Raw genomic sequence first — 26,233 nt, 5'->3', positions numbered from 1 at the left:
CCGACCGTCCGGGCCGTCCCGGGCACGCCCGGTGGCCGGGACCGCCACTAAAGTGGTGCGCATGACCGCTAATCCCGCGCACACCGCCCTCTGGCCCGCCCCGCACGCGAGCGGAGCCGTCGACGCGACGGTCCATGTGCCGGGGTCGAAGTCGGTCACCAACCGTGCTCTCGTGCTCGCCGCCCTCGCCTCCGAGCCCGGCTGGCTGCGCCGCCCGCTCCGCTCGCGCGACACACTGCTGATGGCCGGCGCACTGCGGGCCATGGGGATCGAGATCGAGGAGGGCGTGGGCCCCGAGGGCACCGGTGAGGCCTGGCGGGTGCTGCCCACGGGCCTGCGCGGCCCGGCCACCGTCGACGTCGGCAACGCCGGCACGGTGATGCGGTTCCTTCCCCCGGTCGCCACCCTGGCCGACGGCCCCGTCCGGTTCGACGGTGACCCGCGGTCGCACGAGCGCCCGCTGAACGGCGTCATCGACGCGCTGCGTCACCTCGGTGCCCGGATCGACGACGACGGGCGGGGCGCGCTGCCGCTGACCGTGCACGGCGGCGGCGCCCTGGAGGGCGGCACCGTGTCGGTGGACGCGTCCTCGTCGTCGCAGTTCGTCAGCGCGCTGCTGCTGTCGGCGCCGCGTTTCAACCAGGGCGTCGAGGTCCGGCACACCGGCGCGACGCTTCCCTCCCTGCCGCACATCCGGATGACCGTCGACATGCTCCGCGCGGTGGGCGCCCAGGTGGACAGTCCGGAGTCGGGCGGTGAGCCCAACGTCTGGCGGGTCACCCCGGGGGCCCTGCTCGGACGGGATCTCACCGTCGAACCCGACCTGTCCAACGCCCAGCCGTTCCTGGCGGCGGCACTGGTGACCGGCGGCCGGGTCCTCGTACCGGACTGGCCGGCCCGTACCACCCAGCCCGGTGACCGGCTGCGGGAGATCTTCACCGAGATGGGCGGTTCCTGCGAGCTGACCGAGCAGGGGCTGGAGTTCACCGGTTCCGGATCGGTCCACGGCATCGACGTGGACCTCGGCGAGGTCGGTGAGCTGACGCCGGGCATCGCGGCCGTCGCGGCGCTCGCGGACTCGCCGTCCACGCTGCGCGGTGTGGCCCACCTCCGGCTGCACGAGACGGACCGCCTGGCCGCGCTCACCAAGGAGATCAACGAGCTCGGCGGCGACGTCACCGAGACCGCCGACGGTCTGCACATCCGCCCGCGCCGGCTGCACGGCGGTGTCTTCCACACGTACGAGGACCACCGCATGGCCACCGCCGGTGCGGTCCTCGGTCTCGGGGTGGAGGGCGTGCAGATCGAGAACGTGGCGACCACGGCGAAGACCCTCCCGGACTTCCCCGAACTGTGGGCCGGGATGCTCGGGGCCTAGGACCACAGACGATGCGCCGCTACGGCAAGCACACCGACGAGGACGACATCCGCTCCCGCCCGAACCGCAAGGGCAACCGGCCGCGCACCCACATCCGGCCCAAACACGAGGACGCCGCCGAGGGCATGGTCCTCACCGTCGACCGGGGCCGGCTCACCTGCCTCGTCGAGGACCGGGCCGTGTTCGCCATGAAGGCCCGTGAGCTGGGCCGCAAGGCGGCGGTGGTCGGCGACCGGGTCGCGATCGTCGGCGACCTCTCCGGGCAGAAGGACACCCTCGCGCGGATCGTCCGCATCGAGAAGCGGACGTCGGTACTGCGCCGTACCGCGGACGACGACGACCCCTACGAGCGGGTCGTCGTCGCCAACGCCGACCAGCTGGCCGTCGTCACCGCCCTCGCCGACCCCGAGCCCCGCCCGCGCCTGATCGACCGCTGCCTGGTCGCGGCGTACGACGGCGGGCTGACCCCGCTGCTGGTCCTGACGAAGTCGGACCTCGCGCCACCGGACAAGCTGCTGGAGCTGTACGGAGACCTCGACATCCCGTACGTCGTCACCAGCCGCGCGGAACTGGAGAGCGGCGCGGCGGCCGACCGGGTGCGGGAGCAGCTGGCGGGCCGGATCACGGCGTTCGTGGGGCATTCCGGGGTCGGCAAGACGACCCTGGTGAACGCGCTGGTGCCGCAGGAGCGGCGGCGGTCGACCGGGCATGTCAACGCGGTGACGGGGCGGGGGCGCCATACGACGACGTCCGCGCTGGCGCTGCCGCTGTCGGGCGCCGAGGGATGGGTGGTCGACACCCCTGGAGTGCGGTCGTTCGGCCTCGCGCACGTCGATCCGTCGCGGGTCATCCTCGCCTTTCCCGACCTCGGTCCGGGTACGGAGGGCTGCCCCCGCGCGTGCAGCCACGACGAGCCGGACTGCGCGCTGGACGCGTGGGTCGCCGAGGGACACGCGGACCCGGCGCGGCTGTACTCGCTGCGGCGGCTGCTGGCGGCCCGGGAGCGCACGGAGGGCGACTGACCCGGACCGGCCTGGAGCGGCCGGGTCCCCTCGGGCCACGACGCGGGATCGTCGGCCGTCCCGTGTTTGTCATGGTCCGCGAACGGTAAGTGCATAATCGCACCGAGCCGGATCCGAAGCTCTCGAACCCGGCGAAGCGGGTCGCTGTACGTGAAAGCGGTCACTGCACGTCAGGACAACGGGAGGACGACACATGGCGTGGCTGCTGGTCGTGGTGGCCGGGGTGCTCGAGACCGGTTTCGCCGTGTGTCTGAAGCTGTCCCACGGCTTCACACGGCTCTGGCCGACGATCGCCTTCTGCGTGTTCGCGCTGGGCAGCTTCGGCCTGCTCACCCTGGCCCTGAAGAAGCTGGACGTCGGGCCCGCGTACGCCGTGTGGACGGGGATCGGGGCCGCGGGCACGGCGATCTACGGGATGGTGTTCCTGGGTGACCTGGTGTCGACGCTGAAGATCGTGTCGATCACCTTGGTGATCGTCGGCGTGATCGGGCTGCAGCTGTCGGGGTCGGCGCACTGAGGGCTCCCCGCCGGTGAACGTGGGGGTACAAAAGCGCCGGGCCGCTAGGGCACCGGCTGACGGTGCAGGGCACTGCGGACCAGATCGGCGACGCCGCTCTCGGCCGGCGGCGGCGCGGCGATGCAGGACAGGGCGAGGCGCACCACCAGTTCGCAGGCGCGGGTGAGCTCCGCGGTGTCGGCCGTCCCGGGCACGCCGGGGCCGGCCAGGACGGCCACCGCGCGGTCGCGGACGAGCGCGACGAGGTCACCGGGCGAGGGCAGCGGACCGTCGGCGCGGCGTTGGGCGGGGACGGCGGAGCCGGACCGGACCGGCGAGAGGGCAGGGGAGGGCAGGCGCTCGCTCCAGCAGCCGGTGAGCATGGCCCGGACGAGGGCGTTCCGGCGGGCCGCGGCGGCCGTCCACTCGGCCGCCGCGGTGAGCCGGTCGCGGGGGTCGCCGTGGACCGTGAGGGCGCGGTCGACGCCGGCGAGGTAGCCGTCGGCCTCTCTGCGGACCAGGGCCCTGGCGAGTCCGTCCTTGCTGCCGAACTCGTTGTAGAGCGTCTGCCGGGACACTCCGGCCGTCGCGGCCACGTCCACCATCCGTACCGCGGACCACGGGCGGCGCGCGAGGGCCGCGTAAGCGGCGTCCAGCAGGGATTCCCGCACTGCAGGCATCATCGCCTCCCTCGGGGCGGGCGAGCGGCTCTGCGCTTCAGATTTGACGCGCCGTCGGGCGCTGTCAAGGGTTCGTGTGGGGTACGGGGTCCGGATGCCCGCGCGGGGTGCGGGCCGTCGGCCCGCGCGCGGGCCACAAGCCCCCTGTAGCCCTGGCCCCACCTCGGCAGATACGGTTCGTTGCATGCCCGACTACCTTGACGACCTGCGTCTCGCCCATGTCCTCGCGGACGCCGCCGACGCCGCGACGATGGACCGGTTCAAGGCCCTCGACCTCAAGGTGGAGACCAAACCGGACATGACGCCGGTGACCGAGGCGGACAAGGGCGCGGAGGACGTCATCCGGGGCCACCTGAAGCGTGCCCGTCCGAGGGACGCGGTCCTCGGCGAGGAGTACGGGGTGGAGGGCACGGGGCCGCGGCGCTGGGTGATCGACCCGATCGACGGCACCAAGAACTACGTGCGCGGCGTTCCCGTCTGGGCCACCCTGATCTCCCTGATGGAGGCCGCCGAGGGGGGCTTCCAGCCTGTCGTCGGTCTCGTCTCCGCTCCCGCGCTCGGCCGCCGCTGGTGGGCGGCGAAGGGCCACGGCGCGTACAGCGGCCGCAGCCTGACCTCGGCCTCCCGGCTCCAGGTCTCCCGGGTGTCCAAGCTCGCCGACGCCTCGTTCGCGTACTCCTCGCTCAGCGGCTGGGAGGAGCAGGGGCGTCTGGACGGCTTCCTGGACCTCACCCGCGAGGTGTGGCGGACCCGCGCGTACGGCGACTTCTGGCCGTACATGATGGTCGCGGAGGGGTCGGTCGACATGTGCGCCGAGCCCGAGCTGTCGCTCTGGGACATGGCCGCCACCTCGATCGTCGTCACCGAGGCGGGTGGCGGTTTCACCGGACTCGACGGCCAGCCCGGACCGCACAGCGGCAACGCGGCCGCCTCGAACGGCCTGCTGCACGACGAGCTGCTGGGCTACCTCAACCAGCGTTACTGACGCCACCGGCGTCCGGAGACGTACGAGGTTCGCGTACGAGGTTCGCGCCGCGGGGTTCGCGCGCCCTCGATCCGCCGCACGCGCCCTCTTGTTGGCCCCGGCTTCACCTGCGACTCTGAGGATCCGCCCACTTGTGAATGTGTGAAACCGTGAACCAGTGGACCGCTCCGGCGTCCGACGGCGCGGTTTCCGGTAGGAGGTGGCTCCATCCCATGCTCGTCCGCGACGCCATGAGTACGGTGGTCCTCACCATCGGCCCCGCCCACACCCTCCGCCAGGCCGCCGCCCTGATGTCCACCCGCCGCGTCGGCGCGGCCGTGGTCCTCGACCCCGACGGCACCGGCATCGGCATTCTCACCGAACGGGACGTCCTCAACTCGCTGGGCCTGGGGCAGGACCCGGACTCCGAGCGCGCCCACGCCCACACCACCACCGACGTCGTCTTCGCCGCCCCGTCCTGGACGCTCGAGGACGCCGCCCACGCCATGACCCACGGCGGGTTCCGCCATCTGATCGTCCTGGAGCGGGACGAGCCCGTCGGCATCGTCTCGGTGCGCGACATCATCCGCTGCTGGGCCCCCGTACGACGACAGGCCGCCCAGCGCACACCGGCGTGACCGAACGGGCCAGGACCTGCTCGGCACGTCGAACGGGCCGGGCTCCCCGTGAGGGAGTCCGGCCCGTCGCCACGACAAGCGGTCCAGCGCTGGAATCAGCCGCGAAGGGCCTGGACCGCGGCCTCCAGCCGCTTGCCGAAGTCCTCGTCCGCCTGGCGGAAGTTGTTGATCGCGCGCTCGGCGATGTCGTCGCGCGTGACCCCGGAGAGGGCGCCCGCCAGGTTGCCGACCAGGCGTACCTTCTCCTCCTCGGTCATCAGCCGGTAGAGGTTGCCCGCCTGTACGAAGTCGTTGTCCTCGGCGTGGGACGGCGTGGCCGTCTCGCCGGTGACACCGGTCACCGCGACGGGCTCCCACAGCGGACGGCCGGTCTGGACCGGGCCGTCGAAGCTGTTCGGCTCGTAGTTCTTCGCACCCTTGTGGCGGCCGTCGTACAGGTAGCCGTCACGGGAGTAGGTACGCGCCTCGGTGGCGTGCGGGCGGTTGACCGGCAGGTGGTCGGCGTTGATGCCGACGCGGTACCGGTGGGCGTCCGCGTAGGAGAAGATGCGGCCCTGAAGCATCTTGTCCGGGGACGGACCGATGCCGGGCACGAAGTGACCGGGGCTGAAGACGGACTGCTCGACCTCGGCGAAGATGTTCTCCGGGTTGCGGTTGAGCTCCAGCTTGCCGAACTCGATGACCGGGTAGTCCGCGTGCGGCCAGACCTTGGTCAGGTCGAACGGGTTGAAGCGGTACGTCGCCGCCTCGGCCGCCGGCATGATCTGCACGCCCACGGTCCAGGACGGGAAGTCGCCCCGCTCGATGGACTCACGCAGGTCACGCTGGTGCGAGTCGGGATCCCGGCCCGCGAGGACCTCGGCCTCCTCGGCGGTGAGGTTCTTGATGCCCTGGTCGGTCTTGAAGTGGTACTTGACCCAGAAGACCTCGCCGGCCTCGTTGTTCCACTGGTAGGTGTGGGAGCTGAAGCCGTCCATGTGGCGGTAGGACGCCGGGATGCCGCGGTCACCGAACAGCCAGGTCACCTGGTGGGTGGACTCGGGCGACAGACCCCAGAAGTCGAAGACGTTGTCCGCCTCCTGCGAGCCCGTGTACGGGTCGCGCTTCTGGGTGTGGATGAAGTCGGGGAACTTGATGGCGTCCCGGATGAAGAAGACCGGGGTGTTGTTGCCGACGAGGTCGTAGTTGCCCTCTTCGGTGTAGAACTTCAGCGCGAAACCACGCGGGTCGCGCACGGCGTCCGGAGCACCCAGGTTGCCGGCCACGGTCGAGAAACGGACGAAGGTCTCCGTCTCCTTGCCCACCTCGGACAGGAACTTCGCCCTGGTGTACTTCGTCACGTCGGCGGTGACCCTGAAGGTTCCGTAGGCGCCGGCGCCGCGGGCGTGCACCACACGCTCCGGAATGCGCTCACGGTTGAAGTGGGCCAGCTTCTCCATGAGGAGCTGGTCCTGAACGAGCACCGGGCCGCCGACGCCCGCGCTCTCACTGTTCTGGTTGTCGGATACCGGAGCACCGGCTTCCGTAGTGAGCGGTCCCTGCGTCACGCGTGCCTCCTGCGTCATTTTCACCAACTGCGTCCCTTGGCCAAAGCCAGCCTCGATCCTACATTGGACAATATCTAAGTCAAGCAAGAATCCAAAGTCACACTCGTTCGGGACCTGGTCCCCCTGGCTGTTAGGCTGGTGTTCATGAGCGACCTTCTGGAACGACTGCGCGGGCGTGGCTGGCGGATGACCGCACAGCGTCGTGTGGTGGCCGAGGTCCTCGACGGCGATCACGTCCATCTGACGGCCGACGAGGTGCACGCCCGAGCCGTCACGAAGCTGCCCGAGATCTCCCGGGCGACCGTCTACAACACCCTGGGCGAGCTGGTCACGCTCGGCGAGGTGGTGGAAGTCTCCACGGACAAGCGGGCCAAGCGCTACGACCCGAACGCCCACCGACCGCATCACCACCTGGTGTGCGGGCAGTGCGGCGCCATCCGTGACGTGCATCCGGCCGGCAACCCGCTGGCCGACCTCCCCGACACGGAGCGCTTCGGCTTCACGATCTCGGGCGTCGAGATGACGTACCGCGGCGTCTGCCCGAACTGTGCGACGGCGTAACGCTGCGGCAACGCCCCCAACCTTCCCTGCACCCATGACGAAGCCCGGCACCGACGTGCCGGGCTTCGTCGTGCGACACCTGGATGTTGCGACACCTGGATGTGCGGTGATCCGTGGATCCATGGACGCACACATGCACCGAGGGCCGGAACCCTTTCGGATTCCGGCCCTCGGCCTTCAGTAGCGGGGACAGGATTTGAACCTGCGACCTCTGGGTTATGAGCCCAGCGAGCTACCGAGCTGCTCCACCCCGCGTCGATGAATGCAACGCTACGTCAAGGATGCGGGCGGAGGCAAATCCCTTTCGGAGCGGCCGTACGCCCCGAGGTGCGGCGACACGGCCCGCCCGCCCCACCACCGGCTGGACGGTCGGGCGACGTCAGGCCGAGAGTTCTTCCCGGAGTGCGTCGCGGAGGCGGATCGCGCGCTCCACGACCGCCGCCGGGCCCAGTGCCGCCGCACGGTCGGCCCAGCGCTGCCCCTCGGCGAGCTCGCCCCGGCGCGCGTAGACCAGGGCGAGCCGCAGGGCGGCACGCCCGTGCCCGGCGTCGGCCGCGCGGGCCCACCACACGGCCGCCTCGGGCTCGCTGCCCTCACGGGCCAGCAGCAGGCCCAGGTTGAACGCGCCGTTGCGGGAGCCGGCCTCGGCCGCCTCCCGGTACCAGCGGGCCGCCTCGACCACGTCGCCGCGGGCCGCGGCGAGCATGCCGACCCGCACCTGTGCGCGCCGGTGGCCCTGCAGGGCGGCACGCTCGTACCACTCCTCGCACTCGCTGCGCCGGTTCACCTGCTCGCCCAGTTCGTGCGCCGGCTCCGGCGGGCGGCGGGCGTCCAGCACGGCCGCCAGGCGGTAGGCGGCCTCGGCGCTGCCGCCGCCCGCCGCGCACCGCAGGAACCGCTCCGCCTCACCCTCGTCGCCGTCGCGCAGCCGGGCCATGCCGACCTGGAGCGCGGCCTCCGTGTGCCCGGCGCCCGCGGCCCGCTCGTACCAGCGCAGCGCGGCCGCCTCCTCCTCCCGGCCCGCGTGCAGGATGCCGAGGTTGAAGGCCGCGTCCACGCTGCCCGCCTCCGCGGCCTTGGAGAACCAGGGCTCCGCCCCCTTCTCGTCGCCGGCCGTCAGCAGCAGGATCGCCAGCGCGTTGGCCGCCTCCCGGTGGCCGGCGTAGGCGGCCCGGCGGTACCACTGCTCGGCCGGGCCGGTCCGGCCCTGCTCGGCGCAGAGCAGGGCGAGGTTGTACGCGCCGTTGACGTCGCCCGCGTCCATCGCGGCCCGGTACCAGCGTTCGGCGGTCTGGGTCTCGCCGCGCTCGGCGTGCAGGGCGCCCAGCGCGTTGGCGGCGTTGCCGTCGCCGTCCTGGGCGGCGCGCAGCCACCACACGGCGGCGTTCTCGGTGTCGCCGGCGTCGCGCAGCAGGAACCCGAGCGCGCAGGCGGCCCGCGCCTCCCCGTCCCTGGCCGACGTCAGGTACCAGCGGCCGGCCTCCTTGAGCTCGCCGCGCTTCTCCAGGATCGCGCCGAGGTACAGCGCGGCCCTGCGGTGTCCCCGCGCGGCGGCCTGCCGGTACCACTGCTCGGCCTCCCCCAGGTACGGGACGAGGGTGTCGTTGTCGGCTTCCCGGGCCGCCTTCCGGTCCAGCGTCCTCGCCAGCCGGTAGGCGGCTTCCCGGTGTCCCCGCTCGGCGGCCGTCCGCATCCAGTGCTCGGCACCGGCCGCGTCCCCGCGGTGTTCGAGCAGGTCGGCGAGTGCGTAGGCGCCCAGGACGTGGTCCTGCTCGGCGGACTGGCGCAGCCAGTACTCGGCGGCGGGCTCGTCACCGCGCTCACGGTGGTGCCGGCCGAGCGCGTGCGCCGCCGGTGCCGAGCCGGCGACGGCCGCGATCCGCCACCATCCCGCGGCCTCCTCCGGATAGCCGCGCTGGAACAGAAGGACGCCCAGGTTGTTGGCGGCGGCGCGGTCGCCCGCGGCGGTGGCGGCGCGCAGATGGGGTTCGGCTCCGGCGAGGTCACCGCGGCGCAGCAGCATGGCGCCGAGGACGCTCATCGCCTCGACGTCGCCGGCTTCGGCAGCGAGCCGTCGGCGCAGCTCCTCGGCTGCCTCGTCGGCAGCCTCCGCGGTCTCGTCGCGAGGTTCCTCCCGAGGGGAGGGCTGCTCAATACGCCCTGTCTCGAACAGAGTTGTCCCGTCCCCCATAACATCCATCGTCGCACCACCTGCAACCTGGGTACACCTGGTATGCCGCAGTCAGTGAGGTCACTTCAGCGTTTTGTCGACATGCCCACAGAGAGACAAGTGAAACACAGATCCGCCAACTCCCGTCGCCGGCACGGCCGTCGACGCTCCCGGCACATGCGTTCGCACACCACAAAGGCCCGGATTCCTTGAGGAATCCGGGCCTTTGCTGTCGCCGACTTCGCGACTTCAGTAGCGGGGACAGGATTTGAACCTGCGACCTCTGGGTTATGAGCCCAGCGAGCTACCGAGCTGCTCCACCCCGCGCCGTTGTGTGTACAACCGTACCACGGCGCGAGGTGGGCCTTTGACCAGCCGACTTGCTAACTGCTCGGGCTCGGGTCGGGACCGGGGCTGCTGTCCGACGCGCCCGAGCCGCCCCGGCCGTCCGCGGACTGGGCCTCCTCGGCCCTGCGCAGGGCCTCCTCGAGGTCCTGCTGCGCCTGGCCGTAGGCTTCCCAGTCGTTCTTCTGCAGGGCTTCCTGGCCGGCCTCGAAGGCCTCCTGGGCGTCGTTCAGGGCCTCTTGGACCGTCGGGTTGTCGGACGTCGGCGGTTGCTCGGTGCCTTCCTCCTCGCCGGTTCCTTCACCCTCTCCCTCGCCTTCCGGTGGCTCGGTGGCCGCACCCTCCGTTTGGAAGACCTTGTCGAGAGCCTGATCCAGGGTGTCCTCGAAGGCGGTCTGGCCTCCGTAGGTCACCAGCACCTTCCGCAGCAACGGGTACTTGAGTCCGCCACCGCGCACGTAGACCGGTTCCACGTACAGCAGTCCGCCGTCGAGCGGGACGGCCAGCAGGTTGCCGTACTCCACTTCGGAGTCGCCGCCTCTCAGCAGCCTGATCGACTCCGCGATGTCCTGTTCGGAGTTGAACTGGCTCTGGACCTGTTTCGGTCCGGCGGCCGTGGTGCTCGTCGGCAGTTTCAGGACTCTGATCTTGCCGTACCCCTCACTGCCCGCCTCGGCGTCGACCGCCATGAACGCGCTGAGGTTGTCACGGCCGTTCGGAGTGAACGTCGTGGTGAGCGAGAAGGCCTGTTCCTGCTGGTCGGGCATCCTCATGCTCTGGTAGTACGGCGGTACCGCGTCACCCGTCTTGTTCGTCGGGTCGTCCGGCACCTGCCACACCTCGCTGCCGCTGAGGAACGTGGTGGCGTCCTTCACGTGGTAGCGGGTCAGCAGTTCGCGCTGCACCTTGAACAGGTCCTGCGGGTACCGAAGATGGCTCATCAGCTCGTCGGAGATCTCGCCCTTCGGCTCGACCGTGTCCGGGAACGCCTTCATCCACGTCTTCAGGACGGGATCCTGGGTGTCCCACTGATAGAGCTCGACCCTGCCGCTGTACGCGTCGACGGTCGCCTTCACCGAGTTGCGGATGTAGTTGACCTGGTTCTCCTGGGCCACCACCGCACGGTTGTCGTTGGTGGCGGTCAGCGAGTCGGCCGTCGTGTCACCGAGGGTCGTCCGCGACGCGTACGGATAGCCGTTGGTGGTCGTGTAGGCGTCCACGATCCACTGGATCCGGCCCTCCACCACCGCGGGGTAGGCGTCGCCGTCAATGGTCAGCCAGGGGGCGACCGCTTCGACGCGCTCCTTGGGCGTGCGGTTGTACAGAATCCGCGACCCCTCGCCGATGGCACCGGAGTACAGGATCTGCGGCTCGCTGAGCGCGGCGGCGTAGGCGGCCCGGTTGACCGGGTTCTCGAGGTTGACGCCGCTGTCGCCCTTGTAGCTGGTCGTCTTCTCGCCGCTGTCGTCGGAGTAGTCGATCTCCTTCTGGGGACCGCCGACGATCGAGTAGGTCGTCGTCCGCTCGCCGTAGTAGACGCGCTGCTCGTACGTCCCGAGGTCGCCCTTGGACGGCAGGTCGGACTCGGTGAACTCCGGACGGCCGCCGGCGTCGGCGCTGGTGCCCTTGGCGGCGACGGCGCCGTATCCGTGGGTGTACCGGAAGTGGTCGTTGATCCAGTTCCGCTTGGGGATGCCGTTCAGGTTGATCTCGCGCAGACCGATGACGGTGTCCTGCTCCGCGCCGGTCTCGGGATCGGGATAGCGGTCCACGTCCAGGTTGGTCGGGAACGCGTAGTAGTTCCTGATCTGCTGGAGCTGCTGGAACGTCGGCGAGACGATGTTCGGGTCCATGATCCGGATGCTCGCCGTGTCGGAGACCTGGTCCCGGAGCTTGGTCTTGTCCTCGGTCTGGCTGGTTCCCGGGTAGTCGTCGACCTGGGCGTCGTCGATGCCGTAGGCCTCACGCGTCGCCTTGAGGTTCTTCTCGACGTACGGCGCTTCCTTGGCCTGCTCGTTCGGCTGGACCTGGAACTTCTGCACGATCGCCGGGTACAGGCCGCCGATGAGGATCGCCGACAGCACCATCAGGCCGAAGCCGATCACGGGCAGCTGCCAGGTGCGCCGCCACAGGGTGGCGAAGAACAGCAGCGCGCAGATGACGGCGATGCAGAACAGGATCGTCTTCGCCGGCAGATAGGCGTTGGCGTCGACGTACCGCAGACCGGTCCAGCTGTCGGTCGCCTTGAAGTCGCTGGACTTGACCGCCAGGCCGTACCGGTCGAGCCAGTACGCGACCGCCTTCAGGGCGACGAAGACGCCGAGGAGCACCGACAGATGCCCGGTGGCCGCGGCCGTGGCACGCGCGCCGGGGCTGGTGATCCGCAGACCGCCGTACAGGTAGTGGGTGAGCGCGGCGGCGATCAGCGACAGGATGGTGGCCGCGAAGCCGAACCCGAGCAGGAACCGGTACCAGGGCAGGTCGAAGGCGTAGAACGCCACGTCGAGCTTGAACTGCGGGTCCTTCTGGCCGAACGGCACCCCGTTGACCCACATCAGCCAGGTGCGCCACTGGCCCGAGGCCGAGGCACCGGCGATCAGCCCGAGCAGCGCGGTGATGCCGAGCAGCAGCCACTTCTTGTACGGGGCGATGCCCATCCGGTAGCGGTCGAGGTTCTGCTGCTCCATCGACATGGCGCTCAGCGGCGGCCGCATCCGGTGTGCCAGCCAGATGTTGAAGCCGACCGCGAGGGCCATCAGCAGACCGAAGACGAAGAAGAGTCCGATCTTGGTCCACAGGGTCGTCGTGAACACCGACGAGTAGTTGACCGAGCGGTACCACAGCCAGTCGGTCCAGAACCCCGCGAACATGGTGAACACCATGCCGAGGACGGCCAGGACGCCCAGTGTCATGAGCAGGGTCCGGACCCGCCGGGACGGGCGGCCCACTCTGATCCGTGGCCCTGTCGGGCCTCCGCCACGGTCCGGCATCTGGAAAGCCAAGGTAGGCACCTCGAAGTTCGCTGTCGATTCGTCAGGTCCGCGAGTTCGTGGACCGCGTGCGGGCCCCTTTGCTCACGGGCCCACACCTATGCAACTTACTCACCCTTTACTCGGTTCCCGTTTCCGGCCCTGAACGAGAGAGGATTGTGACCATGTCCAACACACCCATGGCGGCGAGCCCGCTCACCCGGGCCGTGCTCGAGATCGACGAGTACGTCTCCGGCCTCGGCTGGGACCAGCCCGCCCGTCTCTTCGCCCTCGTAGACACCGCACGGCTGCGTGCCGAGCAGCCCTCTCTCGCGGACCGGCTCGGTCCGGGCGACGAGCGGGGGACGACCGCCCTCACCCCGATCGAGCAGGACGCCATTCCAACGGGCAAGCCGCTGGACGAGTTCCTGGGAACCGTCGCCTGGCCCGACTCGGTGGCCGGCTGCGCCCTCACCGTGGAGCGTCTGATGCTGCCGCCGTCCGCGGAGGCCCAGGTTCCGCAGGATCTGGACGAGGACGCGCTGGCCGCGTGGGTGGCGAAGCACCCGAAGCGCCGGGAGGTCCGTATGACGGTCGCGGTGCTGCGCGACGGTGCCCGCGATTCCGCCCTGCGGCTGCGGGAGAAGGACTCGCCGACGGAGGTCCTCACCGGTTCCGCCCTGGTGCCGGGCCTGGCGGAGGCCCTGACGGCGACGTTCGAGGCGTAGTTCGAGGCGTGCCCGTCAGCAGCCTCGGCGTGCAGTCCGCCGGGTCAGGAGGCCGTGCACGTCGGCAGGTCGGCGGTGTCGCCGGAGCCGAGGTCCTTCAGGGCGCCGAGGGCGTCGTCGATGGTGCCCACCTTGATGAGCGTGAGGCCCTCGGGGATGTCCGCGGCGGCGGCCGCGCAGTTGTCGGCGGGCGTGAGGAAGTACTCGGCGCCCTTGGCGCGCGCGCCGACCGTCTTCATCTCGATCCCGCCGATCGGCCCGACCTTGCCGGCGTCGTCGATGGTGCCGGTGCCGGCGACGAACTCGCCGCCGGTCAGGCTGCCCGGGGTGAGCTTGTCGTAGAGGCCGAGCGCGAACATCAGACCGGCGCTCGGCCCTCCGACGTCGGCGAGCTTGATGTCGATGGTGAACGGGAAGGTGTGGTCGGTCCCGGCGGCGATCCCGACGATGGCGCGGTCGTCCCCGGCGTCGTCGGAGGCCGTGGTGGTGATCGTGATCTCCTCGGTCCGCGTCGGCGTCCGGTTCTCCTTCTCGGCGGCGGCCTGCTCCTTGGCGGGCACGATCGTGAAGCCGACGTCCTCGCCGGGCTTGTGCTTGGTCACCAGCTCGGCGACGTCGGCCGGCTCGCGCACCGCGCTGCCGTCGACGCTCTTGATCACGTCACCCGCGTGCAGCTTGCCCTCGGCGGGTGATCCCTTGACGACCGTGGAGACGATCACCCAGGACTTCACCGGGATGTCGAGCTCCTTCAGGGCCGCGACCTTGGCGCTCTCCTGGGACTGGCTGAACTCCTCGGCGTTCTCCTGGGTGGACTGCTCCTCCGTCTTGCCGTCGGGGTAGAGCGTGTCGTGCGGCACGACCTTGTTGTCGTGCGCGAGCCATCCGTAGACGGCCTCGACCAGGTTCATCCGGTAATCGGCACTCGTGACCCGCACCGTGGTCATGTTGAGGTGGCCGTCGGTCGGATACGTCTTGCGCCCGTCGATCCGCAGCACCGGGTCACCGTCGTGATCGCCCAGAGTGTTCACCGTCGGCCCCGGGGACATCTCCGAGTACGGCACAGGGATGAACACACCCGCGCACAGAAGCACGATCAGCATGAGGGTGGAGGCGAGCATCGTCGCGGTGCGGCGTGGCATGCACCGACAGTACGGGACGGGTCTGTCAGCGCACTGTCAGGGCCGCCCGGACGGGCGGCCCTGACAGTGCCCCACGCCTGTGACCTGCCGTTTCCGACCCTAGGGCCGGGCCTCTTCCTCCGTCGGCCGAGGCCTCTCCATGGCCTCGCGGAACCGGGCATAACCGATGAGCTCGGGGCCGTCGCTCCGCACCCGGCGGGTGCGATTGGCCCAACTGCCCCACAGTCCCGCGCCGATCGCGGCCATCAACGGAATCAGCAACCAGACGAGCGCCGCCATGCCGACCTCCCATCCCCGTGAGCGTCCGCGACTGACTGATCAGCAGATTAACCATCCGCAGTGACAACGCTCATACCCGGGGGGAGGTTGCGCAAGCGGAGTGGAACGGGGAACAGGCGCACGAGAACGGAGGCGGTGGGACGGCCTTCTGAGGCGCTTCCCAGCAGGCCCCCACCGCCCACGACGACGTTACGCGCCTACCCATTCCTCGGTCCCGTCCGAGAACGTCTGGTGCTTCCAGATGGGCACCTCGTGCTTGAGGTCGTCGATCAGTTTCCGGCAGGCCTCGAAGGCCTCGCCCCGGTGCGCACACGACACGCCGACGACAACGGCGAGATCCCCGACCCCGAGGTCCCCCACCCGGTGCACGGCCGCCAGCGCCCGCACGGGATACTCGGCGACGACCTTCTCGGCGATCCGCCGCATCTCGTCCTCGGCGCTCGGGTGGCACGAGTACCCCAGCTCCTCGACGTCGGTCCCGCCGTCGTGGTTGCGTACGGTCCCCACGAACAGTGCCGTCCCTCCGGCCGCGTCGTCGCCGACGGCCCGGAAGACCTCGTCGACGGACAGCGGCGCGTCCCGGATCGCGATCAGCTTGATCGGGTCCTGCGCGAGCTGCTCACCGGGGTGATCGTTCGTGGATGCCATGCCCTCCATCGTGCCCCACGCCCACGACAGCGCGAAAGCGCCCCGGCGCCGTCCTGTCGCCGACGGGTGCCGCGTGGTGCTCAGATCCGCCGCCGGGCCTTCCGCGCCCGCCGCACCACCGCGGCCGCGCCCAGCAGCGCCACCGTCGCTCCCGCGGCGCCGGCCGCCGTCGCGTCCTTGCGTCCGAGCCGCCGCCCGGCGACCGTGTGCCGGCCGGAGACCTCCTCCAGGAGCTCGGTCAGCACCTGCTCGTTGGTGTAGGCGGGCCGCCACCCGGCGTCGTGCAGCCGGCTCCCGCTGACCACCCAGGGGTGCATCGTGTACGCCAGGTCCCCGGCCGGGGACGGGGTGAGCCCGATCCGGTGCAGCCGGGCCGCCGCGCCCAGCGCGACCGCCGACGGCAGCTCCATCCGCCGGATCCCGCTGAGCTCCTCGACCTCCTCCTGCTCCAGCCAACCGTCGCACCCGACGGCCAGCTCTCCGTCGGCCTTCTCCCGGACGGCGTACTCCAGGGCGCTGCACAGGTCGTCGACGTGGCAGAACTGCCACGCGGGCCGCGAACCGGCCACCACGAGCAGTCGGGGTGACTCGAAGTACCTGGTCAGCGCGGTGTCGGTGCCGCCCACGAGCACAGCGGGCCGTACCACGGTGACATTGAGCCCGGGGTGTGCGCGGGGTGCCCTGCGCGCGAGCCGCTCGATCTCCAGGAGGTCGCCCACGCCCGTCGCCTCGGCGGTGGCCCGCAGTTCCGCGTCCTCGGACAGCGGCAGCTCGTTGTCCGGGAGCGCCCCGTAGACCATCGTCGAGGTGCACAGCACCACTCGGTGCACTCCGGCGGCCGCGGCGGCGGTCAGCACGGTCTGCGTCCCGCGGACGTTGTAGGCCGTCCGGGCGGCGGCGTCGGTCTCCAGATCGAGGTCGAGCGCCAGATGGACCACGACGTCGGCCCCGCGCAGCCGGTCCGCGATGGCGGGATCCCGTACGTCCAGGATGTGCCACTGTGCCTCGGCGCACTCGCCGCGGCGCTCGTCGATGGCGATGACCTGCTTGATCTCCTCCGAGGCGGCGAGCCGCTCGGTGAGCAGCGCGCCGACACCGGAGGCGGCGCCGGTGACCGCGACGACGGGCCCTCGCGCGGGCGAGGAGCGGGTTGACCGGTTTCGCGCTGCGCGAACCTGCGGATCTGGGGAACTCACCGGGCGTCTCCAGCGGTTGTCTTCAGTACGAGCGTATGCGAAGCATGCGTACCAGGTGGCATCCATCCTGCCGCAGGCCTTCTGTCGGCGAAGCATCGAGGCCCGAACCGCCTCAGGTGTCTACGCTGGGTGGTGTTGTCGGGCAATCGCGCCGCCGGAAGGAACCGGTGGCCCTATCAGCCGAGGAATCCCGTGAGTGACACCCCATTCGGATTCGGCCTTCCGCCGGAGGAGCCGGACGACGGCGACGAGGGCAAGAAGAAGGACCAGCAGAGCGGTGGTGGTCAGGACCCGGCCAACCCGTTCGGTTTCGGCATGTCCGGAGCCGGTGGCTTCGGCGCGCCCGGCGCGGACAATCCGTTCGCCGCGATGTTCGGTTCCCTGAACCCCAACGATCTGGGCGCCGCGTTCCAGCAGCTCGGTCAGATGCTCTCCTACGAGGGCGGCCCGGTGAACTGGGACATGGCCAAGCAGATCGCCCGCCAGACGGTGTCCCAGGGCACCGCGGACGGCACGAAGGACGCGAGCGTCGGTCCCGCCGAGCGCAGGGCCGTCGACGAGGCCGTCAGGCTGGCCGACCTGTGGCTGGACGACGCCACCTCGTTGCCGTCCGGTGCGGCCTCCTCGGTGGCCTGGAGCCGCGCGGAGTGGGTCGAGGCGACGCTTCCGGCGTGGCGGGAGCTCGTGGACCCGGTCGCCGAGCGCGTCGGCACCGCCATGGGCGACGTGCTGCCGGAGGAGATGCAGGCCATGGCGGGCCCGCTGATCGGCATGATGCGCTCGATGGGCGGAGCCATGTTCGGTACGCAGATCGGCCAGGCGGTCGGTGTGCTGGCCGGTGAGGTCGTCGGCTCCACCGACATCGGTCTGCCGCTCGGCCCGGCCGGCAAGGCCGCGCTGCTGCCGGTGAACATCGCGGCGTTCGGCAAGGACCTGGGCGTCCCCCAGGAGGAGGTGCGGCTGTATCTCGCTTTGCGCGAGGCCGCCCACCAGCGCCTGTTCGCGCATGTGCCGTGGCTGCGCTCGCACCTGTACGGCGCGGTCGAGGGCTACGCGCGCGGGATCGAGGTCGACACCGCCAAGCTGGAGGACGTGGTCGGCCAGTTCGACCCGCAGAACCCGGAGCAGCTCCAGGAAGCTCTTCAGCAGGGCATGTTCCAGCCGGAGGACACTCCGCAGCAGAAGACGGCGCTGGCCCGTCTCGAGACGGCGCTGGCCCTCGTCGAGGGCTGGGTGGACGCCGTGGTGCACGCGGCGGCGAAGCCCCGCCTGTCGTCGGCGGACGCGCTGCGCGAGACGCTGCGCCGCCGCCGTGCCTCGGGCGGCCCCGCGGAGCAGACGTTCGCCACGCTGATCGGCCTGGAGCTGCGCCCGCGCCGGCTGCGCGACGCCTCGCGCCTGTGGGCCTCGCTCACGGACGCGCGCGGTGTCGACGGGCGGGACGCCCTGTGGGCCCACCCGGACATGCTGCCGACGGCCACCGATTTGGACGACCCGGACGGGTTCGTGCACCGCGAGCAGATCGACTTCTCCGAGCTGGACAAGATGCTCGGCGAGGCGGCGGGCAAGCACGACCTCGGCAAGCGGAGCAAGGACGAGGACTCCGAAAACACCAAGGGCACCACCGGGGACGCCGGCGAGGGCAAGGACGACGGCGGCAAGGACGATGGTGTCCAGGGCGACGACCGCAAGGGTGACGGCACCGAGTGAGTCTGTACGACGACGCGGTTCTCGTACTCAAGGGATACGAGGACCAGCCGGAGCTGCGCCAGGCCTACCTGGACCACCTCGCCGCGCACCCGGACGGCATGTGGAAGGCCTGTCACGCGGGCCATCTCACCGCCAGCGCCCTGGTGGTCGATCCCGGGCGCGGCCGGGCGCTGCTGACTCTGCACCGGAAACTGCGGATGTGGCTGCAGATGGGCGGTCACTGCGAGCCGGGCGACCCGTCGCTGACCGCGGCGGCTCTGCGGGAGGCCACCGAGGAGTCGGGTATCGCGGGGCTGACCCTCCTGGCGGGTGGGCCGGTGCGCCTGGACCGGCATGCGATCCCGTCCCCCTGCCACTGGCACTTCGACGTCCAGTACGCGGCCGTGGCCGCTCCCGATGCCGCGCACACCATCAGTGACGAGTCGCTCGACCTGCGCTGGTTCCCGTACGACGAGGTGGCGGAGGTGGCTGATGCCTCGGTCGTCCGTCTGCTGGAGGCGACCCGGACGCGGCTGGGCGTCTGATCTGCGGGAGGGGGCGGCCGGCACACGGGCCGACGCAGACCGGCACCCGCTTGTTCCACGCACACGGGTGAGGAGCGGCCGCTGAGCGGTCACCCCTCACCCGTTGTGTCTCCGACGACGGTCAGCTCCAGGCGTTGCCCTGGTTCTGCCCACGGGCCCCCTGCTGTCCCATGCCGTACTGCGCGGCGACGCCGGAGCCGATCCGGGCGTTCTGCGGCGGCAGCAGCTCGCTGGGCTGGACGAGCGCGAAGCCGCTGCCCATGAAGCTGAGCTCCCAGCCCTCGCCGGTGCTGCCGCGGCGCCGCCACACCCCGGAGGAGTGCGTCTGGGCCTGCAGCTGCACGCGCAGTGCCGTGGACCAGGCGACGATCGCGTCGGCGTCGCAGTTGACGTACTTGTCCGGCGTCACCCGCATCAGCAGCGGCATGCCGGAGGTCATCAGAGCGACCTTGCCCTGACCGGTGATGTTGAGCTGGTACTTCCCGGAGCCGGAGATGCCGTACAGGCTGTCGACGGCGACGACCTCGTGATGCAGCGAGGAGTCCATCGCGAGCACGTAGCTGCTGTCGACGGTCAGCCCTTCATGGTCCACGTCCATGACATGGATGTGCTGGGCGAGGTTGGCGAGGTAGACCGTGCCCTGCCCGTGGCAGCGCATCAGGTCCAGTCCCTCTCCGGTGTGCGAACGGCTGCGCGCCTGGCCGCGGCTCTGGTACTCGGCGTCGAACTCGACGAGTCCCTGGTAGGCGATCATGCTGCCCTTGCGGGCGAGGATGTCGTCGTGACCGCCCAGGGCGACCCGGAGCATCTGCTTGTTCTGCAGGCTCCAGCGTTCCTGGGTCTGCTGGTCGTTGAAGGCGAAAAGCGGGCTCTGCATGGTGTGGTTGCTCCCCTTCAGCCCCGGACCCGGAGACGGTCGGTGCTGTCCTCACTGGGCTGGACGACGACGATGCCCTGACCGGAGAACGCCATCTGGTAGGCCTCACCGCTGCCGCGGCCGATCAGCGACTGTGCCCGGAAACTGCGCTTGCCCTTCACCTTGAGGTTCGGGGACCAGGCGACCAGGGCGTCCGGGTCGACGTACGTCTCGTCGTCACCGCCGCCGCAGTCGACGACGATCGGCTTGCCCCGGGAGGTCAGCGCGATCCAGCCCTGCCCGGAGATCTTGGTGTTCCACAGGCCCTGCCCGGCGAACTTCGCCAGACCCTTCACCCGCTCCACGCCCCACGTCAGGCCGGCGTCGAAGGCGAGCAGGTTGGTGGCGTTGACGGAGATGCCTTCGCCGTTGAGGTTGATCACGACGACGTTCGCGCCGTAGTCGGCAAGGTAGAGCAGACCGTCGCCGGAGCACTTCATCAGTGGGGCGCCCTCCCCGGTGGCCCAGTCCCGGGCGATCTGGCGCACGGCCGGCGGGTTGGGCTCGTACTGGATGAATCCTTCGTAGGCGATCATCGACCCGACGCGCGCGAGGAGGTCGCTCCCGGTCTGCATGGCGACCTTGAGCATGTGGTCGCCGTGGTTCTCCATGCGCGCGGTGACCGGTGCGGAGGCGAAGCCCGCGAGTGGCTGGTTCATGACGGGCTCCCTCAGATCTCGTACGGCTGGACGACGATGAAGTTGCCGGGCGCGCCCCGGAACTGGAGATTGACGCTCTCCCCGGTGTCGCCGGGGTAGGAGTTGCGGCGCATCCGCACCTGGCTGGAGACGATCACCTGGGAGGCGGCCGACCAGGCGACCACGGCGTTGGCGTCGGCGAAGGTGGTGGGCGTGACCGGCAGGACCACAGGCACACCGTGCGTCTTGACGACGATGGTGCCGGTCCCCTGGAACTGCATCGTGAACAGCGCGCCGCCGGGGATGCCGTGCCCCTCGATGCGGCGGACCTCGTACTGGAGGCTCTCGTCGAAGGCGAGGACGTTCTCGGCGGAGACGCACACGGCGTCGCCCTGGAGCTCGATCGGGTGCAGCATCGTGGCGTCCTCGGCGAAGAACACCTGGCCCTGACCCGTGCAGCGCATCAGCTGCATCTCCTGGCCGGTCGCGTTGCCGACGATCCGGCCGCTGAACCCGGCGCCCTTGTAGCTGAAGTCGACCTTGCCCTGGTAGAGCACCATGCTGCCCTGGCGGGCCAGCACGGGCTGTCCGTCCATGCCGAGGTCGGCGCGGACCAGCTTCGGGTTCTGGGCGGTCCAGCGCTGCCCGGTGGGCGTCTCCTTGAACATCTGGAGCGCACCGAGCACACCCGGGCTCTGCGGCGCTCCGTGGGGCGCGCCCTGCGGTGCCCCGTAGGGGGCCTGCTGACCCGGCACCTGGCCGGGCATCTGCCCCGGCGGCATCTGTCCGGGCGGCATCTGTCCGGGCGGCGGCTGCTGGCCGTAGCCCGGCGGGGGTGTGGGCCGGCCGTATCCGGGCGGGGCTGTCGGCTGGCCGTAGCCCGGCGGCGGAGCGGGTGCCTGCGGTGCCTGCGGTTGCGCGCCGTAGCCCGGGGGCGGCGGGGCGCCGGGGGCGGGCGGCTGGTGGCCGGGCCGGCCGAAGTCGGGCGCCGGGGACGGTGGCGGCACGGGGGAACCGCCGGGCGGAGTGTGCAAGGGCGCAACGATCGTCTGCGCGGCGTGCACCGACGGCGCGGGGGGCTGCGGGGTGGCACCGGGGGGAGGGGTGAACCCCTGCGCGGCAGGCCGAGGCGCCGGTACGGGGGCGGGAGCCGGAGCGGGTGCGGGGGTGCCGGGAACCCCGAACGCGGGCGGGGCGAAGCCGGGGACGGCACCACCGGCCTGCGGCTGCGGCTGCTGCGGGGCGGCGGGCTCCTCCTCGGCCACCTCGCCGCCGAAGTTCTTCAGCAGCGCGTCGAGCCCGCCGTCGAAACCCTGGCCGACGGCGGCGAACCGCCACACGTCCTTGAAGTAGAAGTCACCCAGCATCACCGCGCGCTCGGTGGAGAACTCCGGGCCGTTGAAGGCGTAGCGGGCCACTTCCTCGCCGCCCGCGACGATGCGGATGTATCCGGGAGCGATCTGGGACATCTGTCCGGCGCCGTCGAGCGTCGCCGTGAAGGACAGCTTCTTGATCTGCTGCGGGATCGCGTCCAGCGTCACTCGGAAGGACTCCGTGTCGCCCGCCTGGGGACCCAGCAGCTGAAGGGACTCCTCGGGGGACTTCGGCTGGTTGAAGAAAATGAAGTACCGGTCGTCCGAGAGCTGTTCGCCGGCGTCGAGACCGAAGCAGCTGATGTCGAAGCTGAGCCCGGGGCCGGAGATCTGCACGCCTACGTACAGATCCGTGCCCGCGGTGAGGTCACTGATCCTGGCCTTGTGGCCGCGTTGGAATTCCCTGGCCATGCGTACCACCGTCCCCCATCCCGAATGTGAGTGCGTCGCGCCAGGCTAACCGCACATTCGGACATCCGATGAAGTCGGTACAGACCCGGTACACAACGCGCGGCTGCCCCTGCGGGGCGCTCACCTCGGGCGACATTCACTCGTCGTGAGCCCCCGGTGGGTGGGGCAACCGCTCGGCCGCGACCACTCCTTCGAGATAACCCCGGGCCCGCTCCGTCTTCGGATACGCCTTCAGCAGGCGCCAGAAACCGGGCCCGTGCCCGGGCACGAGGAGGTGAGCCAGTTCGTGGCAGAGGACATAGTCGACGACGTACTCGGGCATGCCCTGCAGTCGGTGCGACAGGCGGATGCTGCCCTCGGAGGGCGTGCACGAACCCCAGCGCGTGTTCTGGTTGGTCACCCAGCGTACGGAGCGGGGCAGGGCCCGCCCGTCGAAGTACTGGGCCGACAGCCGCTCGGCGCGCTCGGCCAGCTCGGTGTCCCCGAGCGCCCGCCTGCTCTCCTGGGCCGCCAGCTTGTCGAGCATGACGTTCACCCAGCGCTGCTCCTCCGCCTCGGACATCCGGGCGGGGATGAGCACCACGGTGCGATCGCCCTCGCGGTACGCGGAGACCGTCCTGCGCCGGCGGGCGCTCCTGCGGACCTCGATCGCGCTCGCCCGTGAGTCGCTCGTCGGCTGGCTCGTCGTGCTGCGCTGTGGATTTGCGGCGCTGTGCAGTGGGTCGGCGGGCACGCCCCGACGTTACCCGCTGCACACGGGGAAGTCCCGGCTCCGGGACGCTTCGGCACCCGATCCCCCCACCATGCGACGGATTTATATGATCAATCGCCTTTCCTGTGGACAACTTTTCGCAAGGCGCTTCAAATCCGGGCATGCTGGCACTCATCGACCGGCCCACGAGCAGTCGGCGGTACGACAGCGGCCGTTCACAGACGCACAAGGACACACGGGGGACCTGACATGCATCCGATGGTGAAGCCGGCACTCCGGCGCGGCTGGCGCGACCTCAACACCGTGCAGTTCGGGATGACCCCCGCGCACGCGCTGACCCTGGGGCCGATGGACACGGCGACGGGCAGTTTCCTCGACCTGCTCAACGGCACCCGCGGGCTCGATCATCTGCGCAAGGAAGGCCGGCGGATGGATCTGCCCGACGGCCATGTCGACCGGCTCGTGGCCCGGCTGTCCCGGGCCGGACTTCTCGACGACTCCCGGGGCGGCGGCCCTGCCGCCGACGCACTGCGCGAGAAGCGGGAGGTCCTCGACCGGCTGCGCCCCGATCTGGCCTCGCTGACCCTGACCACCTCCGCGCCGGGCGACGCGCTCGGACGGCTCGCGGCGCGGGGCGGAGCGCGGGTGCAGGTGAGGGGCGCGGGCCGGGTGGGTTCGATGCTGGCGGCACTGCTGTCCGGGGCCGGCGTGGGTGAGGTCGACGTGCGCGACATCGGCCGGGTGGAGCCCTGGGACGTCGCGCCGGGCGGACTGCCCCCGGAAGCCGTCGGAGACCGCAGGGACGAGGCGGCCCGCCGTGCCGTGCGCCGGGCCGCGCCGGACCGGCCACAGCGCCGGACCGCCCAGTCCCCGCCCGAGGAGGGCGCCCCCGGGTTCTCCCTGGTGATCCTCACCCCACGGGACGATGTCGCCGTGCACAATCCGGACCCGGCGGGGACCGAGACCCTGATGGCCTCGGGGACACCCCATCTCCACGCCGGCGTGGTGGAGGGGACCGGTGTCGTCGGTCCGTTCGTCCTGCCCGGTGAGACAGGGTGCGCGGGCTGTCTCCAGGAGGACAGGACCGACCGGGATCCGACGTGGCCGCGTATGGTCGCCCAATGGCGTTCCGGGCAGCAGCGACGGGTGGGAGCCTGTGACCTGCCACTGGCCGCGACCGTGGCAGGACTCGCCGGTGCCCACGCGCTCGCCTTCCTGGACGGCCATGTTCCGTCCAGCGCCGGTGCCCGCTGGGAGGCTTCCCTCCCGGGTCTGCACTGGCATGCGCGGCCGGTCGGGGGCCATCCCGGCTGTGCGTGCGGAGCGGCGGAGCGGGACGTGGTGAAAACGGAGTCGGAACACGCATCCGAGTACGACCGGACTCACGAGACAATGGCCACGCACGGGCCGTCGAGGAAGGTGTGCCGTCAGGCGGACGCGGAGCGGCCGGCAAGGACTTGGAGGGCTCATGTCTGATCTTCCCCGGAAGGCGGTCACCCGGACCGCCAAACTGGCCGCGCTCCCGCTCGGCTTCGCCGGGCGGGCGACCTGGGGGCTCGGCAAGCGGATCGTGGGCGAGTCCGCGGAGCTCGTCGGCCGCGAGGTGCAGCAGCGCACCGCGGAGCAGTTGTTCAAGGTGCTCGGCGAGCTCAAGGGCGGCGCGATGAAGTTCGGCCAGGCCCTGTCGGTCTTCGAGTCGGCCCTGCCCGAGGAGGTCGCCGGACCCTACCGCGCGGCGCTGACGAGACTCCAGGAGGCGGCCCCGCCGATGCCGACCCGGACCGTGCACACGGTGCTGGAGAAGCGGCTCGGCGAGGACTGGTCCGACCTGTTCCTGGAGTTCGAGGACAAACCGTCCGCCGCGGCCTCGATCGGCCAGGTGCACCGTGGGGTGTGGCACGACGGCCGCGAGGTGGCGGTCAAGGTGCAGTACCCGGGCGCCGGCGAGGCCTTGCTGTCCGACCTGAACCAGTTGAGCCGGTTCGCCCGGCTGCTGGGGCCGCTGGTCCCCGGTATGGATGTCAAGCCACTGATCGCGGAGCTGAAGGACCGGGTCGCGGAGGAGCTGGACTACGGTCTGGAGGCACAGGCCCAGCGGGCCCACGCCGAGGAGTTCGTGGGCGACCCCGATGTCTTCGTACCGGCGGTGGTCCACCAGTGCGAGCAGGTGCTGGTCACCGAGTGGATGGACGGCGTCCCGCTGTCGGAGATCATCTCGGACGGTACGGAGGAACAGCGCGACCGGGCCGGCCAGCTCCTCGCCCGTTTCCTGTTCTCCGGGCCGGCCCGCACCGGGCTGCTGCACGCCGACCCGCATCCGGGCAACTTCCGTCTGCTGCCCGGCGGTCCGGACGGCGAGGACGGCTGGCGTCTGGGTGTGCTGGACTTCGGCACGGTCGACCGGCTGCCGGGCGGGCTGCCCGCCCCCATCGGCGCGGCTCTGCGGATGACGCTGGAGGGCGAGGCGGAGGCCGTCCACGAGATGCTGTGCGCGGAGGGGTTCATCAGGGAGACCGTCGAGCTGGATCCCGACGCGGTCCTCGAGTACCTCCTGCCGATCATCGAACCGGCGCAGGTCGAGGAGTTCACGTTCACCCGGGGCTGGATGCGCGGTCAGGCAGCCCGTATCGGCGACCCCCGCTCCCCCGCGTACCAGCTGGCCAAGCAGCTCAACCTTCCCCCGGCGTATCTGCTGATCCACCGGGTGACCCTGAGCACGATCGGCGTGCTGTGCCAGCTGGGCGGGACGGTACGGCTGCGCGACGAACTGCGGGAGTGGCTGCCGGGGTTCGCCCCGGAAGAGACGGACGAAGCGCAAGCAGCGGAAGCCGGGGAACTGGTGCCGAGGCAAGCGGTGGACGAGGCCCTGGTGAAGGAGCCCTCAAAGGAGAGGTCTGCCGACCGGAGGACCGTGAAGCAGAAGCCCGCGAAGCGGAAGCCCACAAAGAGGAAGGCCGCGGAGGCTGAGCCTTCGGAAGTGGCCGCCGAGGACGAGGGGGTCGAGCCGGTGGAGGAGGCGTCGGCGGCGCAGGGGTGAGAGACCCGGACCGCGCCTGCCGTCACCGACACCGGAATGGCTCGTCACCCGGCGACGACAACGCCGCGCCGGACGGTCCGCACCGCACCGTGTGCCCGGCGCAACGTACCGCGGGGGGCCGGCCCGGTGGGCCGGGCGCGGCCGCGCGGGGT

23 protein-coding genes and 2 tRNA genes are annotated in these 26,233 nt (G+C 70.9%); 11 read left to right on the top strand and 14 right to left on the bottom strand.

Annotation, left to right across the window (positions count from 1 at the left end):
- The first annotated feature begins 61 nt into the window (after window positions 1-61).
- The 3 genes from aroA to ACFWVE_RS26700 all read left to right on the top strand — a co-directional run bounded on the left by aroA (window position 62) and on the right by ACFWVE_RS26700 (window position 2,917).
- Entirely contained in the window at window positions 62-1,378 is a 1,317-nt protein-coding gene (gene aroA / locus ACFWVE_RS26710; RefSeq protein WP_384018891.1) for a 3-phosphoshikimate 1-carboxyvinyltransferase, read from the top strand.
- 11 nt (window positions 1,379-1,389) lie between these two features.
- A complete protein-coding gene (gene rsgA, locus ACFWVE_RS26705) occupies window positions 1,390-2,400 on the top strand; it encodes a ribosome small subunit-dependent GTPase A (RefSeq protein ID WP_384018888.1) in 1,011 nt (336 codons plus the stop codon).
- 193 nt (window positions 2,401-2,593) lie between these two features.
- On the top strand, window positions 2,594-2,917 hold the full coding sequence (locus ACFWVE_RS26700) for a DMT family transporter (RefSeq protein ID WP_384018885.1): 324 nt from the start codon (window positions 2,594-2,596) through the stop codon (window positions 2,915-2,917).
- A 44-nt stretch (window positions 2,918-2,961) separates the two neighbouring features.
- Here ACFWVE_RS26700 and ACFWVE_RS26695 read toward each other — a convergent pair whose 3' ends face one another.
- A complete protein-coding gene (locus tag ACFWVE_RS26695; protein ID WP_384018882.1) occupies window positions 2,962-3,579 on the bottom strand; it encodes a TetR/AcrR family transcriptional regulator in 618 nt (205 codons plus the stop codon).
- 181 nt (window positions 3,580-3,760) lie between these two features.
- On the opposite strand from ACFWVE_RS26695, the gene hisN reads away from it, so the two are divergent.
- Together hisN and ACFWVE_RS26685 are read left to right on the top strand one after the other, a co-directional pair.
- Window positions 3,761-4,561, top strand: coding sequence for a histidinol-phosphatase (hisN, locus tag ACFWVE_RS26690; RefSeq protein ID WP_384018879.1), 801 nt, complete (start codon window positions 3,761-3,763; stop codon window positions 4,559-4,561).
- A gap of 212 nt (window positions 4,562-4,773) precedes the next feature.
- Window positions 4,774-5,178, top strand: a complete 405-nt coding sequence (locus ACFWVE_RS26685) for a cyclic nucleotide-binding/CBS domain-containing protein (protein ID WP_384018876.1) — start codon at window positions 4,774-4,776, stop codon at window positions 5,176-5,178.
- A 95-nt stretch (window positions 5,179-5,273) separates the two neighbouring features.
- On the opposite strand, the gene ACFWVE_RS26680 is transcribed toward ACFWVE_RS26685, so the two are convergent.
- Complete coding sequence (locus ACFWVE_RS26680; protein ID WP_384018873.1) at window positions 5,274-6,725, bottom strand: catalase; 1,452 nt, start codon at window positions 6,723-6,725, stop codon at window positions 5,274-5,276.
- 144 nt (window positions 6,726-6,869) lie between these two features.
- Between ACFWVE_RS26680 and ACFWVE_RS26675 the strand changes: the two genes are divergently transcribed.
- Window positions 6,870-7,286 (top strand): Fur family transcriptional regulator, encoded by a 417-nt coding sequence (locus ACFWVE_RS26675; RefSeq protein ID WP_384018870.1) that lies wholly within the window; start codon window positions 6,870-6,872, stop codon window positions 7,284-7,286.
- A gap of 181 nt (window positions 7,287-7,467) precedes the next feature.
- On the opposite strand, the gene ACFWVE_RS26670 is transcribed toward ACFWVE_RS26675, so the two are convergent.
- The 4 genes from ACFWVE_RS26670 to ACFWVE_RS26655 all read right to left on the bottom strand — a co-directional run bounded on the left by ACFWVE_RS26670 (window position 7,468) and on the right by ACFWVE_RS26655 (window position 12,791).
- A tRNA-Met gene (locus tag ACFWVE_RS26670) sits at window positions 7,468-7,541 on the bottom strand.
- Between the two features lie 124 nt (window positions 7,542-7,665).
- Window positions 7,666-9,486 carry a sel1 repeat family protein gene (locus tag ACFWVE_RS26665; protein WP_384018867.1) on the bottom strand — a complete coding sequence of 607 codons (1,821 nt, stop codon included), beginning with the start codon at window positions 9,484-9,486 and terminating at the stop codon, window positions 7,666-7,668.
- A gap of 223 nt (window positions 9,487-9,709) precedes the next feature.
- A tRNA-Met gene (locus tag ACFWVE_RS26660) sits at window positions 9,710-9,783 on the bottom strand.
- 56 nt (window positions 9,784-9,839) lie between these two features.
- Entirely contained in the window at window positions 9,840-12,791 is a 2,952-nt protein-coding gene (locus tag ACFWVE_RS26655; protein ID WP_384018914.1) for a UPF0182 family protein, read from the bottom strand.
- Window positions 12,792-12,955: 164 nt separating this feature from the next.
- On the opposite strand from ACFWVE_RS26655, the gene ACFWVE_RS26650 reads away from it, so the two are divergent.
- Entirely contained in the window at window positions 12,956-13,498 is a 543-nt protein-coding gene (locus tag ACFWVE_RS26650; protein WP_384018864.1) for a PPA1309 family protein, read from the top strand.
- A 44-nt stretch (window positions 13,499-13,542) separates the two neighbouring features.
- On the opposite strand, the gene ACFWVE_RS26645 is transcribed toward ACFWVE_RS26650, so the two are convergent.
- From ACFWVE_RS26645 to ACFWVE_RS26630, 4 genes are all read right to left on the bottom strand, one after another.
- Window positions 13,543-14,637: a PDZ domain-containing protein gene (locus ACFWVE_RS26645; RefSeq protein ID WP_384018861.1), complete on the bottom strand. Its 1,095-nt coding sequence runs from the start codon at window positions 14,635-14,637 to the stop codon at window positions 13,543-13,545.
- Between the two features lie 99 nt (window positions 14,638-14,736).
- Window positions 14,737-14,916, bottom strand: coding sequence for a hypothetical protein (locus ACFWVE_RS26640; RefSeq protein WP_384018858.1), 180 nt, complete (start codon window positions 14,914-14,916; stop codon window positions 14,737-14,739).
- Window positions 14,917-15,105: 189 nt separating this feature from the next.
- Window positions 15,106-15,564 carry a molybdenum cofactor biosynthesis protein MoaE gene (locus ACFWVE_RS26635; protein WP_384018855.1) on the bottom strand — a complete coding sequence of 153 codons (459 nt, stop codon included), beginning with the start codon at window positions 15,562-15,564 and terminating at the stop codon, window positions 15,106-15,108.
- Between the two features lie 80 nt (window positions 15,565-15,644).
- Window positions 15,645-16,760 carry an SDR family oxidoreductase gene (locus ACFWVE_RS26630; RefSeq protein WP_384018852.1) on the bottom strand — a complete coding sequence of 372 codons (1,116 nt, stop codon included), beginning with the start codon at window positions 16,758-16,760 and terminating at the stop codon, window positions 15,645-15,647.
- Between the two features lie 192 nt (window positions 16,761-16,952).
- Between ACFWVE_RS26630 and ACFWVE_RS26625 the strand changes: the two genes are divergently transcribed.
- Window positions 16,953-18,470, top strand: a complete 1,518-nt coding sequence (locus tag ACFWVE_RS26625) for a zinc-dependent metalloprotease (RefSeq protein WP_384018849.1) — start codon at window positions 16,953-16,955, stop codon at window positions 18,468-18,470.
- Complete coding sequence (locus ACFWVE_RS26620) at window positions 18,467-18,994, top strand: NUDIX hydrolase (RefSeq protein WP_384018846.1); 528 nt, start codon at window positions 18,467-18,469, stop codon at window positions 18,992-18,994. Before ACFWVE_RS26625 ends, ACFWVE_RS26620 begins: the two co-directional genes overlap by 4 nt.
- Window positions 18,995-19,115: 121 nt before the next feature.
- On the opposite strand, the gene ACFWVE_RS26615 is transcribed toward ACFWVE_RS26620, so the two are convergent.
- The 4 genes from ACFWVE_RS26615 to ACFWVE_RS26600 form a co-directional block, all read right to left on the bottom strand.
- Window positions 19,116-19,871 (bottom strand): AIM24 family protein, encoded by a 756-nt coding sequence (locus tag ACFWVE_RS26615; protein ID WP_384018843.1) that lies wholly within the window; start codon window positions 19,869-19,871, stop codon window positions 19,116-19,118.
- Window positions 19,872-19,888: 17 nt separating this feature from the next.
- A complete protein-coding gene (locus ACFWVE_RS26610) occupies window positions 19,889-20,569 on the bottom strand; it encodes an AIM24 family protein (RefSeq protein WP_384018840.1) in 681 nt (226 codons plus the stop codon).
- A gap of 11 nt (window positions 20,570-20,580) precedes the next feature.
- Complete coding sequence (locus ACFWVE_RS26605; RefSeq protein WP_384018837.1) at window positions 20,581-22,332, bottom strand: TerD family protein; 1,752 nt, start codon at window positions 22,330-22,332, stop codon at window positions 20,581-20,583.
- A gap of 136 nt (window positions 22,333-22,468) precedes the next feature.
- The gene (locus ACFWVE_RS26600) at window positions 22,469-23,065 is read right to left on the bottom strand and encodes a M48 family metallopeptidase (RefSeq protein WP_384018834.1); all 597 of its coding nucleotides are present in this window, start codon (window positions 23,063-23,065) and stop codon (window positions 22,469-22,471) included.
- A 228-nt stretch (window positions 23,066-23,293) separates the two neighbouring features.
- Here ACFWVE_RS26600 and ACFWVE_RS26595 point away from each other — a divergent pair, with 228 nt between their 5' ends.
- The gene (locus tag ACFWVE_RS26595; RefSeq protein ID WP_384018832.1) at window positions 23,294-24,520 is read left to right on the top strand and encodes a ThiF family adenylyltransferase; all 1,227 of its coding nucleotides are present in this window, start codon (window positions 23,294-23,296) and stop codon (window positions 24,518-24,520) included.
- Window positions 24,513-26,081: an ABC1 kinase family protein gene (locus ACFWVE_RS26590; RefSeq protein ID WP_384018830.1), complete on the top strand. Its 1,569-nt coding sequence runs from the start codon at window positions 24,513-24,515 to the stop codon at window positions 26,079-26,081. The genes ACFWVE_RS26595 and ACFWVE_RS26590 overlap by 8 nt, the downstream gene beginning before the upstream one ends.
- The last annotated feature ends 152 nt before the right edge of the window (window positions 26,082-26,233 follow it).

The sequence above is a fragment of the Streptomyces sp. NPDC058632 genome (genome assembly GCF_042717095.1).
Lineage (GTDB): Bacteria > Actinomycetota > Actinomycetes > Streptomycetales > Streptomycetaceae > Streptomyces.
The sequence above is the reverse complement of the archived record's forward strand: the minus strand, read 5'-3'. Positions and strand labels throughout refer to the sequence as shown.